At 62.2% G+C, this 13265-nt stretch carries 15 protein-coding genes; 8 read left to right on the forward strand and 7 right to left on the reverse strand.

Translation table 11 applies throughout. The annotated features are described in order from the left end of the window. The first annotated feature begins 21 nt into the window (after positions 1 to 21). Positions 22 to 477, forward strand: a complete 456-nt coding sequence (locus I5S59_RS02435; RefSeq protein WP_197875249.1) for an REP-associated tyrosine transposase — start codon at positions 22 to 24, stop codon at positions 475 to 477. Positions 478 to 492: 15 nt separating this feature from the next. Here the strand turns inward: I5S59_RS02435 and I5S59_RS02440 are convergent, their stop codons facing one another. After that, positions 493 to 1416, reverse strand: coding sequence for a zinc ABC transporter substrate-binding protein (locus I5S59_RS02440; protein ID WP_197875250.1), 924 nt, complete (start codon positions 1414 to 1416; stop codon positions 493 to 495). Positions 1417 to 1482: 66 nt separating this feature from the next. On the opposite strand from I5S59_RS02440, the gene zur reads away from it, so the two are divergent. The 4 genes from zur (at position 1483) to I5S59_RS02460 (ending at position 4360) form a co-directional block, all read left to right on the forward strand. After that, entirely contained in the window at positions 1483 to 1965 is a 483-nt protein-coding gene (zur, locus tag I5S59_RS02445; RefSeq protein WP_197875251.1) for a zinc uptake transcriptional repressor Zur, read from the forward strand. Then, positions 1965 to 2744: a zinc ABC transporter ATP-binding protein ZnuC gene (znuC, locus tag I5S59_RS02450; protein WP_197875252.1), complete on the forward strand. Its 780-nt coding sequence runs from the start codon at positions 1965 to 1967 to the stop codon at positions 2742 to 2744. The genes zur and znuC overlap by 1 nt, the downstream gene beginning before the upstream one ends. Next, a complete protein-coding gene (znuB, locus tag I5S59_RS02455) occupies positions 2737 to 3519 on the forward strand; it encodes a zinc ABC transporter permease subunit ZnuB (protein ID WP_197875253.1) in 783 nt (260 codons plus the stop codon). The genes znuC and znuB overlap by 8 nt, the downstream gene beginning before the upstream one ends. 130 nt (positions 3520 to 3649) lie before the next feature. Beyond that, complete coding sequence (locus I5S59_RS02460; protein WP_197875254.1) at positions 3650 to 4360, forward strand: PA5502 family lipoprotein; 711 nt, start codon at positions 3650 to 3652, stop codon at positions 4358 to 4360. Positions 4361 to 4397: 37 nt separating this feature from the next. Here the strand turns inward: I5S59_RS02460 and katE are convergent, their stop codons facing one another. Next, positions 4398 to 6620 (reverse strand): catalase HPII, encoded by a 2223-nt coding sequence (gene katE, locus I5S59_RS02465; RefSeq protein ID WP_197875255.1) that lies wholly within the window; start codon positions 6618 to 6620, stop codon positions 4398 to 4400. A gap of 142 nt (positions 6621 to 6762) precedes the next feature. Here katE and I5S59_RS02470 point away from each other — a divergent pair, with 142 nt between their 5' ends. From I5S59_RS02470 to I5S59_RS02480, 3 genes are all read left to right on the forward strand, one after another. Then, positions 6763 to 7770, forward strand: a complete 1008-nt coding sequence (locus I5S59_RS02470; RefSeq protein ID WP_197875256.1) for a methionine ABC transporter ATP-binding protein — start codon at positions 6763 to 6765, stop codon at positions 7768 to 7770. Continuing rightward, positions 7770 to 8441: a methionine ABC transporter permease gene (locus I5S59_RS02475; RefSeq protein ID WP_197875257.1), complete on the forward strand. Its 672-nt coding sequence runs from the start codon at positions 7770 to 7772 to the stop codon at positions 8439 to 8441. The genes I5S59_RS02470 and I5S59_RS02475 overlap by 1 nt, the downstream gene beginning before the upstream one ends. 62 nt (positions 8442 to 8503) lie before the next feature. Continuing rightward, entirely contained in the window at positions 8504 to 9274 is a 771-nt protein-coding gene (locus I5S59_RS02480; protein WP_197875258.1) for a MetQ/NlpA family ABC transporter substrate-binding protein, read from the forward strand. 40 nt (positions 9275 to 9314) lie between these two features. Here I5S59_RS02480 and I5S59_RS02485 read toward each other — a convergent pair whose 3' ends face one another. From I5S59_RS02485 to I5S59_RS02505, 5 genes are read right to left on the reverse strand one after another with little or no spacing between them, the layout of a single operon-like run. Beyond that, positions 9315 to 9947: an SCO family protein gene (locus tag I5S59_RS02485; RefSeq protein WP_197875259.1), complete on the reverse strand. Its 633-nt coding sequence runs from the start codon at positions 9945 to 9947 to the stop codon at positions 9315 to 9317. Continuing rightward, positions 9944 to 10843: a heme o synthase gene (cyoE, locus tag I5S59_RS02490; RefSeq protein ID WP_197875260.1), complete on the reverse strand. Its 900-nt coding sequence runs from the start codon at positions 10841 to 10843 to the stop codon at positions 9944 to 9946. The genes I5S59_RS02485 and cyoE overlap by 4 nt, the downstream gene beginning before the upstream one ends. Beyond that, a complete protein-coding gene (locus I5S59_RS02495; RefSeq protein ID WP_197875261.1) occupies positions 10828 to 11910 on the reverse strand; it encodes a COX15/CtaA family protein in 1083 nt (360 codons plus the stop codon). The genes cyoE and I5S59_RS02495 overlap by 16 nt, the downstream gene beginning before the upstream one ends. Before the next feature lie 9 nt (positions 11911 to 11919). After that, entirely contained in the window at positions 11920 to 12513 is a 594-nt protein-coding gene (locus I5S59_RS02500; protein WP_197875262.1) for a hypothetical protein, read from the reverse strand. Beyond that, complete coding sequence (locus tag I5S59_RS02505; protein WP_197875263.1) at positions 12479 to 13219, reverse strand: SURF1 family protein; 741 nt, start codon at positions 13217 to 13219, stop codon at positions 12479 to 12481. Before I5S59_RS02505 ends, I5S59_RS02500 begins: the two co-directional genes overlap by 35 nt. Positions 13220 to 13265: the final 46 nt, after the last annotated feature.

The raw sequence follows: 13265 nt of genomic DNA on the forward strand, positions 1-13265 counted from the left end.
CTCCTTCTCATGGAGCACGACATGGACCGTCCAGCTTCCCATCGCCTGCGCCAAGGCCGGGTATCAATCCCGGGTCAGGTGTATCTGCTGACCACCACGGTGGAACATCGCAAACCTGTGTTTGCCGACTTCCACCTGGCCAGAATGGTTGTCGAGCAACTACGACAAACTCAAGACTGCAACCTGGCCAAATCCCTGGCATGGGTGGTGATGCCCGACCATATACACTGGCTCGTCGAATTGCAGCACGTCACGCTGGATGCACTGATGCGGCGAATGAAATGTCGCAGCACAGGTCTGATCAACAAATCCAGCAACCGGCACGGCCGATTATGGCAGAAAGGATTTCACGACCGGGCCCTGCGCCGGGAGGACGATATTTTGGCCGTAGCTCGCTATATCGTCGCCAATCCTTTAAGAGCCGGGCTCGTATCGCGGGTCGGAGATTATCCGCATTGGGATGCGTGCTGGCTCTAAACCGCAAAGCGGCTGTCAGAGCTTCTCCAGACACCCCGCCAGATCATTCCCCAACTTCTCCAGCAGTTGCTCATAGCCCTGAGCACTGGCCGGCTCAGTGCCGCCCAGCGCATCCAGTTCGGCAAGCGTCACCGGCAGGCCCGCTGTCAGGGTTTCGGCCAGGCGCGGACGCATTGGCGGCTCGCTGAACACACAGGTCTTGCCGACTGCCTGCAGGCGCTTGCGCATCGCTGCCACATGCTGGGCACCCGGCTGCACCTCGGCCGCGACACTGAAAACCCCGGTGTGCTTCAGACCATAAGCCGACTCGAAGTAATCGAACGCTTCATGAAAAACAAAGAACGGCTTGCCACTGATCCCGGCCAGGCGCTTTTGCAGGCGTGCATCGAGGGCGTCGAGACGCGCGTCGAAGGCTTTCAGGTTGCTCTGGTAGCGGGCAGCATTGGCCGGATCGGCTGCACTGAGGTCGGCGACCATTTTTGCCGCGATTACCCGGGCATTGGCGGACGACAACCACAGGTGCGCATCAAGGCTACCGGGGCGATGGTCGTGATCGTGCTCGTCGCCATCGTCGTCATGCTCGTGCGAGTGGCTGTCTTCGCCAAAGTGGCGCAACTGCAAGCCGGGCAGGTCCTGCACGGCCACGGTGGTCTTGCTGCGCCCTTTAAGTACCCGAGGCAGGAAGCCTTCCATGTCCGGTCCGATCCAGTACAACAGCTCGACATCGCTCACCTTGCGCACGTCGGACGGGCGCAAGGCGTAGTGATGCGGTGAGGCGCCCGGTGGCAATAGCACGTCAGGGCTGCCAACACCGTCCTGGACCGCCGCCGCGATCTGCTGCAAAGGCTTGATGCTGGCCAGGACGCGGACCTCGGCCTGAACCTGAGCCATCATCACGGTGGCGATAAAAGCGACAAAAAGGGCAAAAAATCGGGACACGATGACCACTCTCAGGGGCAGGAACAGGTAACATAATAACGTCTCTAATCAGAACCGTCGCCGCCCATGCCCAATACTCCGCTGGCCAACCGCCCCCACGACCACTCCCACTGCGTTCACAGCGCGCTGGCCGAGGCCGATGCCCTGTGCGCGCGCCAAGGCTTGCGCCTGACCGCCTTGCGCCGGCGCGTGCTGGAGCTGGTCTGGCAGAGTCACAAGCCACTGGGCGCCTACGACATTCTTGCTGTGCTGAGCGAGCAGGATGGTCGCCGGGCGGCGCCGCCTACCGTGTACCGGGCCCTGGATTTCCTGCTGGAGAACAGCCTGGTACACCGCATTGCATCGCTGAACGCCTTTATCGGCTGCAGCCACCCGGAGCATGCCCACCAGGGGCAATTTCTGATCTGCCGCGAGTGCCACATTGCAATCGAGCTGGAGCAGACCAGCATCAGCGATGCCATTGTCGCCAGCGCCAAGGACGTCGGTTTCAGCGTTGAAGCGCAAACCGTCGAAGTCGTCGGCCTGTGCAGCACCTGCCGGAGCGCCTGATGAGCAACGCGCTGATTCGCCTCGAACAGGTCGGCGTAGCGTTCTCGGGTCAAGCGGTGCTCGACAGCATTGACCTGGCCGTCGAACCGGGACAGATCGTTACCCTGATCGGCCCCAACGGCGCCGGCAAGACCACGTTGGTGCGCGCGGTGCTTGGGCTGCTCAAGCCCCACACCGGCTCTGTATGGCGCAAGCCGCGCCTGCGCATTGGCTACATGCCGCAAAAGCTGCAGGTGGATGCCACGTTACCGTTGTCGGTGTTGCGCTTTCTGCGCCTGGTGCCAGGTGTGGACCGTGCCGCAGCGTTGAGCGCGCTGCAGGAAGTGGGTGCCGAACAGGTCATCGACAGCCCGATCCAGACGATTTCCGGCGGTGAAATGCAGCGGGTGCTGCTTGCCCGTGCCTTGCTGCGCGAACCTGAACTACTGGTGCTCGACGAGCCGGTACAAGGTGTCGATGTGGCCGGCCAGGCTGAGCTGTACGGCCTGATAACCCGCCTGCGCGACCGCCATGGTTGCGGCGTGCTGATGGTCTCTCACGACCTGCACCTGGTCATGAGTACCACCGACCAGGTGGTCTGCCTGAACCGTCATGTGTGCTGCTCCGGTCACCCGGAGCAGGTCAGCGGCGACCCGGCCTTCGTCGAGTTGTTCGGCAACAATGCGCCAAGCCTGGCGATCTACCACCACCATCACGACCACGCCCACGACCTGCACGGTTCGGTGGTTACCCCGGCCGCCGGTGGCCACGTACACGGAGAACACTGCAAGCATGGCTGATTTTCTGCTTTACGCCCTGCTTGCAGGACTGGCCCTGGCGGTGGTCGCAGGCCCCCTCGGCTCATTCGTGGTCTGGCGGCGCATGGCGTACTTTGGCGACACGCTGTCCCATGCCGCACTGCTAGGCGTAGCCCTGGGTTTCGTGCTGGATATCAGCCCGGCCCTGGCGGTCACGGTCGGCTGCCTGTTATTGGCGCTGCTGCTGGTTACCCTGCAACAGCGCCAGCCGCTGGCGTCCGATACGCTGTTGGGGATTCTGGCGCCGAGCACCTTGTCACTGGGCCTTGTGGTGCTGAGCTTCATGCACGATGTGCGCATCGACCTGATGGCCTACCTGTTCGGCGACCTGCTGGCGATCAGCCCTGGCGACCTGGCGTGGATCCTCGGTGGCAGTGCTGCCGTCCTGCTGTTGCTGGTTGCACTCTGGCGCCCCTTGCTGGCGGTGACCGTGCATGAAGAGCTGGCCATGGTTGAAGGCTTGCCTGTCGCCGCCCTGCGCCTGGCACTGATGCTGTTGATCGCGGTGGTGATTGCCGTGGCGATGAAGATCGTCGGTGTATTGCTGATCACCTCGCTGCTGATCATCCCGGCCGCTGCGGCGCAACGTCACGCCCGCTCCCCGGAGCAAATGGCCCTGGGCGCCAGTTTGCTGGGGGTTACCGCGGTGTGTGGCGGCCTTGCATTGTCCTGGTTCAAGGACACCCCGGCAGGCCCCTCGATCGTGGTCTGCGCAGCAGTGCTATTCTTGCTGAGCCTGGCGTTACCTCGGCGTTGATAGCCAGGGTGCAGCCCCGGCGGTTGCACCCTGCATCAGTTAAATCATGCGGGGCCCTGAAGATTTATTTTCGAGTCTGCGGTCAGGGTGTAGACTTGCTCGCTTTTTGCGCAAATAGAGAGTCGCAGGAATGAAGCCGTTCGCCTCCCGTTATCTACTCCTTGCCGCGTTCTCGCTGATCCTGACCGCGTGCTCCAGCACGCCGGCCGACAACGTCGCACCTGCCCAGCCCGATGCCTGGCAGCAACTGGAGCAAAGCATCGCCAGCAGTGAGCTGGCAACCGCAGAAGACCAGCTCGCCGCCTTGCAAGCCCAAGACCCCAACGACAGCCGGGTAGAGCAGCACCAGCGGCAACTGGCCGAAGCCTATCTGCAACGCAGCCAGATCGTCTTGCAAAAGGGTGACGTCAACGCCGCCGCCACAGCGCTGAGCCGTGCCCGTGCCCTGATGCCCAAGGCGCCGGCCTTGACCGGTGGCGTCAACGGTGCCATTGCCCAGGCCCGCAAGGCTGAGCTGGAACAGGCCGAAGCGGCCCTCAAGGCTGCCGAAGCACGGCCGAAGGCCAAGCTGATCGACCCGACTGCACCGAGCACCGTGGTGGCGTTGAAAACCACCAATATTCGCGAAATGCGTCGGCAACTCGACGACATCGCCGCGGATGTGGTGAATTACCAGTGCGACGTGGTGTTCCAGGTACCGCGCAAAGATGACGCGCCGTGGCTCAAGACCCTGCTGGGCAAGCGCGTGCAAAAGCTCGACCACGCGTTCGCCCTGCAGCAATCCCACGAGATTCACCGCAACCAGCCTGCCCAGGCGGTGTTGATCCCACGCCGTCCTTGAGCGACAGGGTGCCCATATGGGCACCCTGACCTGACCCTCAGGCGGGAATCGCCTGAGCCGCTGCCTCCCGCGCCCACACCCGATGCTTGCTGATGGCCTTGATGAAGGCTTTGCAGGCTTTCGCGTCGCTGCCCAGCAACAAGCCGCTGTCGGTCTTCAGGCCCAGTTTGTCGAGCAACGGTTGCGCCTCGCTGGCAAGCCCCATGGGTTTCAGATGCTTGTAAGCCTCGAGGACAAAATGCAGGGCTGTACCGCTGTTCAGCAACGTTTGCAGCGAAGCCTTGCCGGCCGGAATCCATACTGCATCGAAGGCCACGGAAGGCATGCCTTCAATTGACGCATCGACCTCCAGTGATTTGCCCTGAGCCGTTTTCACCGCAGCCGACGTCGGCCCCAGCAGCTTGATCTGCGCACTTTCTGCCTGCAGTGCCTTGACCACGGCATCGACATGCTCGCCATCCACGCCATCCGCAACCAGCATCGCGACCTTGCGGCCCTTGATGCCTTCCCCCAGCAGATTCATCTGGCTCAAGGCCGGCGACTGCTTCAAGCCCGGCGCAGGCACCTCGACCGTGGCCTTTTTCGGCGCCGGCAACCCGAGATTCGCCGCTACCCGCGCCGCCAGCTTCAGGTCGATATTGGCCAGAATCTCATTCACCACCCGCGTGCGGATGGGCACTCGCTCAACTTTGCCCAGCTCAAAGCTGTAGGCACTGACAATGTGCGCCTGCTCAGTCGCGCTCATGCTGTGGAAGAACAGCCGCGCCTGGGAAAAGTGATCGGCAAACGAGGGGCTGCGCTGACGCACTTTGTGCGCCTCGATCCGCTCAGGGTAGGACTCGAAGCCCCCATTGCTGGCCGCTGCCGGAGTTTCCTTCGGCCAACCACCATCGATCGAGTTGGGTTCGTAGGATGCGCGGCCCTTGTCCAGCGTGACCCGATGCTGGGCATCGCGCTGACCATTGTGGTTGGGCGCCAGCGGACGATTGATCGGGATTTCGTGGAAGTTAGGGCCACCAAGGCGGCTGATCTGGGTATCGGTGTAGGAAAATAGCCGCCCCTGCAGCAACGGGTCATTGGAAAAGTCGATACCGGGGACGATATGCCCGGGGCAGAAGGCGATCTGCTCGGTTTCGGCGAAAAAATTGTCCGGGTTACGGTTGAGCACCATCTTGCCCAAAGGGGTCACCGGCACCAGCTCTTCGGGGATGAGCTTGGTCGGGTCGAGCAGATCGAAGTCGAATTTGTGCTCATCTTCTTCAGCGACGATCTGCACCCCGAACTCCCACTCCGGATAATTGCCGGTCTCGATCGCTTCCCAGAGGTCACGGCGGTGGTAATCGGTGTCCTTGCCGGCAAGCTTCTGTGCTTCGTCCCAGAGCAGCGAACAGACCCCTGCTTTGGGCTTCCAGTGGAATTTGACGAAACTCGACCTGCCTTCAGCGTTTATCAGCCTGAAGGTATGCACGCCAAAGCCCTGCATGGTGCGCAGGCTCTTTGGAATGGCACGGTCAGACATTGCCCAGATCACCATGTGCGCCGACTCCGGCACCAGCGAGACAAAGTCCCAGAAGGTGTCGTGGGCTGAGCCACCGGTGGGCATTTCATTGTGCGGTTCGGGTTTCACTGCATGGACAAAGTCGGGGAACTTGATGGCGTCCTGGATGAAAAACACCGGCATGTTGTTGCCGACCAGGTCGAAATTACCTTCATCGGTGAAGAATTTGACCGCAAAGCCACGCACGTCGCGCACAGTGTCGCCCGATCCGCGCGGCCCTTGCACCGTGGAAAAGCGCACGAACACCGGGGTGATCTTCTCCGGGTCCTGAAGGAATCCGGCCTTGGTCAGCGCGGCATGGGATGTGTACGACTGGAAATAGCCGTGGGCGCCGCTGCCCCGGGCATGCACGATACGCTCAGGGATGCGCTCATGGTCAAAGTGCGTGATTTTCTCACGCATGATGAAGTCTTCCAGCAACGACGGGCCACGCGCACCGGCCCGCAGGCTATTCTGGTTGTCGGCGATCTTGACGCCCTGATTGGTACGCAACGCCTGGTCGGTGGCATCGCTGCGAAAGGCTTCCAAGCTTTGCAGCTTGGCGTTGGTGTTGGCCCGGTCGGGGGTCTGGGTGCCGGCCAGTTGACTTTCCTTGGACGGTTTCTTCGTGCTGGGCATTGGAACGCTCTCCTCGATCAGTCGCGGTTCGGCCCCAGGCAGGGCCCTTGCAGTAGTGACCGGGTGTTGACGGCGAGCGTTCATTTGGATTGACCACTGATCGCGTTATTCCTGCAGCATTGGTCAATTGCGAAATAAATGCTAAGAACCTCTATATGAACAGGCTAAAATGCCGGCCCCGGCTAACCGCTGACCCTTATTCCATGCGCCCCACAAGGTTCGCTACGTGATCGAGTTCCAAAATGTGCATAAAACCTACCGCGTCGCCGGTAGGGACATCCCCGCGCTGCACCCGACCAACCTGAGTGTCGAAGACGGCCAGGTGTTCGGACTGATCGGCCACTCCGGTGCCGGCAAAAGTACCCTGCTGCGCCTGATCAACCGCCTTGAGGCCCCAAGCGGCGGCAAGATCATCGTTGACGGTGAAGATGTCACCGCGTTCAACGCCAATGACCTGCGCCGCTTCCGCCAACAGGTCGGGATGATTTTCCAGCACTTCAACCTGCTGGCCTCCAAGACTGTCGCCGACAACGTCGCGCTGCCACTGACCCTGGCCGGCGAGCTGTCGCGCAAGGAGATCGACGCCCGCGTCAGCGAACTGCTGGCCCGCGTTGGCCTGTCGGAACATGCGAAGAAGTACCCCGCGCAGCTTTCCGGTGGCCAGAAGCAACGCGTCGGTATTGCCCGTGCCCTGGCGACCAAGCCGAAAATCCTCCTGTGCGACGAAGCCACCAGTGCGCTGGACCCGCAAACCACCGCCTCGGTGCTGCAACTGCTGGCGGAGATCAACCGCGAGCTCAAGCTCACCATCGTGCTGATCACCCATGAAATGGACGTGATCCGCCGGGTCTGTGACCGGGTAGCCGTGATGGACGCCGGGAAAATTGTCGAAGAAGGGCCGGTGGCCGATGTCTTCCTGCATCCGCAGCACCCGACCACCAAGCGCTTCGTCCAGGAAGACGAGCAAATCGACGAGAACGAGCAGCGCGACGACTTCGCCCATGTGCCGGGTCGCATCGTGCGCCTGACGTTCCAGGGCGACTCCACGTACGCGCCGCTGCTGGGCACCGTCGCCCGCGAAACCGGGGTGGACTACAGCATCCTCGCCGGCCGCATCGACCGTATCAAAGACACCCCGTATGGGCAGCTGACCCTGGCCGTCACTGGCGGCGACATGGAAGCGGCGTTCGCCCGCTTCACGGCGGCTGATGTTCATATGGAGGTACTGCGTTAATGGACGCTCTGAGTTTCTTTGCCAACGTCGACTGGGCCGAAATCTGGCTGGCAACGATCGACACCATGGTCATGCTGTTCGGCTCGCTGCTGTTCACCGTGCTGCTGGGCCTGCCCCTGGGCGTGCTGCTGTTCCTTTGCGGCCCACGCCAGCTGTTTGAGCAGAAGGGCGTGTATGCCCTGCTGTCGTTTGTGGTCAACGTGCTGCGCTCGCTGCCGTTCATCATCCTGCTGATCGTGATGATTCCGTTCACGGTGCTGATCACCGGCACCTCGCTGGGCGTCGCCGGGGCCATTCCGCCGCTGGTGGTGGGGGCTACGCCGTTCTTCGCGCGCCTGGTGGAAACCGCGCTGCGCGAGGTTGATCGCGGCATTATCGAAGCGACCCAGTCGATGGGCGCAACCACTCGCCAGATCATCATGAATGCATTGCTGCCCGAGGCGCGCCCGGGCATCTTCGCCGCCATCACTGTAACGGCCATTACCCTGGTGTCCTACACCGCAATGGCCGGTGTGGTCGGCGCGGGAGGCCTGGGTGACCTGGCGATCCGCTTTGGCTACCAGCGTTTCCAGACCGATGTCATGGTCGTCACCGTGGTGCTGCTGTTGATTCTGGTTCAAGTGCTGCAGAGCGTGGGCGACAAACTGGTTGTACATTTCTCCCGTAAATAACCCCATGGGTCGGCAATGCCGACGCACCGGGGGCCGGACCGGCCCTCACAAGGAGTGATTTGATGAAAAAGCTGCTTGCTGTTGTCGCCGCCGTTGCGGCCTTCTCGGCTCAGGCCGAAACCCTGACCGTTGCCGCCACCCCGGTACCGCACGCCGAGATCCTCGAGTTCGTCAAACCGGTGCTGGCCAAAGAAGGCGTGGACCTGAAGGTGAAGGTATTCACCGACTACATCCAGCCCAACGTGCAGGTTGCCGAGAAGCGCCTTGACGCCAACTTCTTCCAGCACCAGCCGTACCTGGATGAGTTCAACAAGGCCAAGGGCACCCATCTGGTCAGCGTTGCCGGTGTGCACCTGGAGCCGCTGGGCGCTTATTCCAGCAAGTTCAAGACCCTCGCCGAACTGCCATCGACCGCCGCCGTGGTCATCCCCAACGACGCCACCAACGGCGGTCGTGCCTTGCTGCTGCTGGACAAGGCCGGTGTGATCAAGCTCAAGGACAACACCAACATCCTCTCGACTGTCAAAGACATCGCCGAGAACCCGAAGAACCTCAAGTTCCGTGAGCTGGAAGCGGCCACCATCCCGCGTGTGTTGACCCAGGTCGACCTGGCGCTGATCAACACCAACTACGCGCTGGAAGCCAAGCTGGACCCGAGCAAGGATGCCCTGGTCATTGAAGGCGCTGATTCGCCGTACGTGAACATCCTGGTCACCCGTGAAGACAACAAGGATGCCGAGGCCGTGAAGAAGCTGGTTGCAGCCTTGCACACCCCGGAAGTGAAGAAGTTCATCGAAGAGAAGTACAAGGGCGCGGTCAAGCCGGCGTTCTGACCTGACAGCCTTTCGCGGGGCGACTTGCCCCGCGATGCTTTCAATCGCGCTTGACCAATCCCGGCAGTTGCGCCACCAGCTTCTGATTGTTGAACGGCGCACGAATAAAGCCACGCTGCTTGCCATCCGGCCCCAGCAGCGCCAGGTTGCCGCTGTGATCCACCGTGTAGTTCGGCTTGCTGGTATCGGCCGGAATAAACGGAATGCTCACTGCATTGGCCAGCTTCTGGGTGTTGTCCAGCGAGCCGGTCAACCCGCGAAAATCCTTGTCGAAATACCCCAGGTACTGCTTGAGCTGCGCCGGTGTGTCCCGGTTCGGGTCGACGCTGACCAGCACCACCTGCAGCCGCTCCACCGCCTCTTTGGGCAACTCGCTCTTCACCTGACGCAACTGCGCAAGCGTCGTCGGGCAAATGTCCGGGCAGAAGGTGTAGCCGAAGAACAGCAGCGACCATTTGCCCTTGAGCTCATCCATCTGCACCGGCTGACCGTTCTCATCGGTCATTTCCAGGCCCGGTACCGTGCGGCTTTGCGGCAGCAGGATAATGCCCGCATCGATCAGTTCAGTCGGGTTGCCCTGGCTACGGCCGCTGAGCACCTTGTTGACGGTAAGCCCAAGGATCACGGCGACCAGGGCAACGAGAATGAAGACGGTTTTCTGGGTTCGAGTCATAGGTTCAACAATAAGTAGTGGTCTACAAGCAGCGCGATGAACAGCAAAAACAGGTACCCGATAGAGTACTTGAAGGTCTTGATCGCCGCGTGCGGCCGGCTGCCACGGTACAACACCCAGGCCCATTGCAGGAAGCGTGCGCCCAGTAGCACGGCACACACCAGGTACAGCGGCCCGCTCATGTGAATGGCGTAAGGCAGCAGGCTGACGGCCAGCAGCACCAGGGTGTAAAGCAGGATGTGCAGCTTGGTGTAGGTCTCGCCGTGGGTCACCGGCAGCATCGGGATATCAGCCTTGGCGTACTCTTCCTTGCGGTGGATGGCCAGCGCCCAGAAATGCGGTGGGGTCCAGGCAAAGATGATCAGCACCAGCAACAAGGGCTCGGCACTGATGTGACCACTGACCGCCACCCATCCCAGCAACGGTGGGGCCGCGCCAGCCAACCCGCCAATGACGATGTTCTGCGGTGTCGCGCGCTTGAGAAAACCGGTGTAGATCACCGCATACCCGAGCAACGAGGCCAGCGTCAGCCAGGCGGTGAGGGCGTTGGTGAAGACCAGCAGCAAAGCCATGCCCAGCAGGCACAACAGCAGGGCGAAGGTCAGGGCAGCGGCTGGCGCCACCCGGCCCTCTGCCAGTGGGCGCTTGTGGGTACGGGCCATCAGCGCATCGATTCGCCGGTCGACCACATGGTTGACGACTGCAGCGCCACCCGCACAGCAGGCAATGCCCAGGTTGCCGAACAGCAAAATCGTCCAGGGCACGCCGGCACGGGTCGCGAGAAACATGCCGACCAGCGAGGTGATCAGCATCAACACCACGACCTTGGGCTTTGTCAGCTCCAGGTAGTCAGCCCAACCCGCCTGCAGTTTGCGTCCGCTTAAAAGCGTCGCCATGAGTTATCTCCCAGATAATGGACGACACCGCCACTGCTCAGCGGTGTCAGGCGCCAACCCTGGCTGACTCGGCGCACTTTCGCCTTGGCCACCAGGCGAATGCGGTAATTGACCAGGACCATGCACAACAACAGCATGGCGCCCCCGGCGTTGTGTGCCACCGCAACGGGCAGCGGCAGGTGGAACAGCACATTGCTGATGCCCAGCCCAACCTGAACCGCCAGGGCCAGTAGCACCAGCCGGGCCAGCCGGCCAAGCCCATGGCGATGCAGCTTCCAGCTCAACAGCAACAGCACGCCGGTCACCATCAGCGCTCCCAGCCGGTGACTGATGTGAATGGCCGTGCGCGCATCGCTGTCCAGTTGGCCCCCGAGGTAGTTGGGGCCGATGTGCTGGGTGAGGTGAAAGCCATTGGCGAAATCCGCCTGAGGCCACCACTGGCCGTGGCAGGTAGGCAGGTCGATGCAGGCAACCGCCGCATAGTTGGCGCTGACCCAGCCGCCCAGGGCGATCTGGCCGATGACCACCAGCAAGCCCAGGGCCGCCACGCGCCGTACGCTCAGCGGCAACTTGGGCAACGGCGCAAATGCCCGTGACAAGCGCAGGCTGAGCAAAAACAACAGGCTCAAGGTCGTGAAGCCGCCCAACAAGTGGGCGGTGACCACCTGCGGCCACAGCTTGAGGGTAACGGTCCACATGCCGAAGGCTGCCTGGGCGAACACCACCCCCAACAGCAACACCGGCAGGCGATAGGGCTGTCCGTTCCGGCCATGGCGGCGCCAGGCTTGCCAGGCAAGCAGGGTGATCACCAGCGCCAGGGTACCGGCGAAGTAGCGATGCACCATTTCGTTACGACCCTTGTGCGCCTCCACCGGGGTGTCGGGAAAGTGCCGCTCGGCATGCGCCAGCTGGGCTTCGGTCTTGGGCACGCTGATGAACCCGTAACACCCCGGCCAGTCCGGACAGCCCAGTCCGGCATGAGTGAGGCGGGTATAGGCACCGAGCAGCACCACCACCAGTGCCAGCGCGGTGGCAAACACGGCAAGGCGAAATCCAGGTCTGGCCATGATGATGTCCTACCCGATGTTGGACAGTTTCAACAGATGACGGAGGTCATTGAGCAAATCCTTGCCTTTGACCCGGGCGTCGTAGCGCAGCACCAGGTTGCCATGCGGGTCGACGATCCACAGCTGCGCATCCGCTTTGCCGTTGCTCGCGGCGCCGTACTTGTCCAGGTCCAGCGCATAGCGCTGCAGCTGCGGGTATTCACGCTCAAGCCGGGCTTGAAAGTCGCCACTGAGCGGCTGCGCCGTCGCCAGGGCATGGCTGGCGCGACTGGCATCGCGGCCCAGGCCGATCTGGATCTGCCGGGCCAGGTACACCAGTTGCTGGCAGTCCAGCCCGCACTCCCTGGGCGCACTGACCAGCAACTGCCAGCGCTGTTCATCGGCGCTCACCCCTAGGTCGGCGCGGCTCTGGCCGTCGCCAATCATTTCGCCGTGGTAATTGCGGCTGTCCGGTACCCAGAACTGAAACTTGTACATGCCGGTCGCCAGCATCATCGGCCCGATGACCACCAGCAGGATCAGGATCAGTTGCAGGCGCCCCCGCGCCCGCCCTGGCGGCACCTTGCCTTCAGACATGTTGAGAGGACTCGTGACGACTCCCATGCTGTTTCTCCTTGTTTTTATGCCAGCCGAAGTAGAGGTAAAGCAGGACCAACGCCAGCGCCAGGGCAAACCATTGCACGGCGTAGCCAAGGTGTTTTTCCGGCCCCATGGCGACCACCGGCCAGTCCAGGCGATAGCTGGCCGGGCCCGCTTCGAGGCGCAATTCATGAGCAAAGCCTTCACGGGCCAGCTGTGGCCACAGGTGACTGGCATCAACGGCGGTCAACAGATGCGGCCAGCTGCCGCCTTCGGGATCGGCATGCAGCTGGAACGTTGCCCCGGGAGCAACATAGACCCAGGCATCCAGGCTCAACGCCTGGTCGGGAGTGGAGAACTGCACCGGATTTCGTCGATCCGGCCAGGGCAGCCAGCCGCGATTGACCAGCACCCAGAGCCCGCTAGCCTGGTCGAGAAAGGGTTGCAGCAGCTCGACGCCCACCTGGCCATTGCGCACGCGGTTATCCAGCAACAGGCTGTGCTCGGCATCGAAATGGCCAAACAGCTGTACCCGGCGAAAGGCGGGATCGTCCATCGCGGGCAGTTCGCCAGCGCGCACTTGCTCCCCGGCCTGCCGTTCGGCATAACTGGCCAGCAGCACGCGCTTTTCCTGGGCGCGCCCAAGCTGCCAGCAGCCCAGTGCAATCAGCCCGGGCAACAGCATCAGCACGACCAGGGTGGGCACCCAGCCGGGGCGAAAGTGCTTCACCTGATCACCACAGGGTCAGTCGCTATACTTGAACTCATCGATGCAT

It is taken from the genome of Pseudomonas alkylphenolica (assembly GCF_016009175.1).
Taxonomy (GTDB): domain Bacteria; phylum Pseudomonadota; class Gammaproteobacteria; order Pseudomonadales; family Pseudomonadaceae; genus Aquipseudomonas; species Aquipseudomonas alkylphenolica_B.

What these genes read in the sequence shown, in the direction of transcription:
- I5S59_RS02435 (WP_197875249.1), top strand. Translation starts at nt 22, where the DNA reads ATGGACCGTCCAGCTTCCCATCGCCTGCGCCAAGGCCGGGTATCAATC.
- zur (WP_197875251.1), top strand. Translation starts at nt 1,483, where the DNA reads ATGCCCAATACTCCGCTGGCCAACCGCCCCCACGACCACTCCCACTGC.
- znuC (WP_197875252.1), top strand. Translation starts at nt 1,965, where the DNA reads ATGAGCAACGCGCTGATTCGCCTCGAACAGGTCGGCGTAGCGTTCTCG.
- znuB (WP_197875253.1), top strand. Translation starts at nt 2,737, where the DNA reads ATGGCTGATTTTCTGCTTTACGCCCTGCTTGCAGGACTGGCCCTGGCG.
- I5S59_RS02460 (WP_197875254.1), top strand. Translation starts at nt 3,650, where the DNA reads ATGAAGCCGTTCGCCTCCCGTTATCTACTCCTTGCCGCGTTCTCGCTG.
- katE (WP_197875255.1), bottom strand. Translation starts at nt 6,620, where the DNA reads ATGAACGCTCGCCGTCAACACCCGGTCACTACTGCAAGGGCCCTGCCT.
- I5S59_RS02475 (WP_197875257.1), top strand. Translation starts at nt 7,770, where the DNA reads ATGGACGCTCTGAGTTTCTTTGCCAACGTCGACTGGGCCGAAATCTGG.
- I5S59_RS02480 (WP_197875258.1), top strand. Translation starts at nt 8,504, where the DNA reads ATGAAAAAGCTGCTTGCTGTTGTCGCCGCCGTTGCGGCCTTCTCGGCT.
- I5S59_RS02485 (WP_197875259.1), bottom strand. Translation starts at nt 9,947, where the DNA reads ATGACTCGAACCCAGAAAACCGTCTTCATTCTCGTTGCCCTGGTCGCC.
- cyoE (WP_197875260.1), bottom strand. Translation starts at nt 10,843, where the DNA reads ATGGCGACGCTTTTAAGCGGACGCAAACTGCAGGCGGGTTGGGCTGAC.
- I5S59_RS02495 (WP_197875261.1), bottom strand. Translation starts at nt 11,910, where the DNA reads ATGGCCAGACCTGGATTTCGCCTTGCCGTGTTTGCCACCGCGCTGGCA.
- I5S59_RS02500 (WP_197875262.1), bottom strand. Translation starts at nt 12,513, where the DNA reads ATGGGAGTCGTCACGAGTCCTCTCAACATGTCTGAAGGCAAGGTGCCG.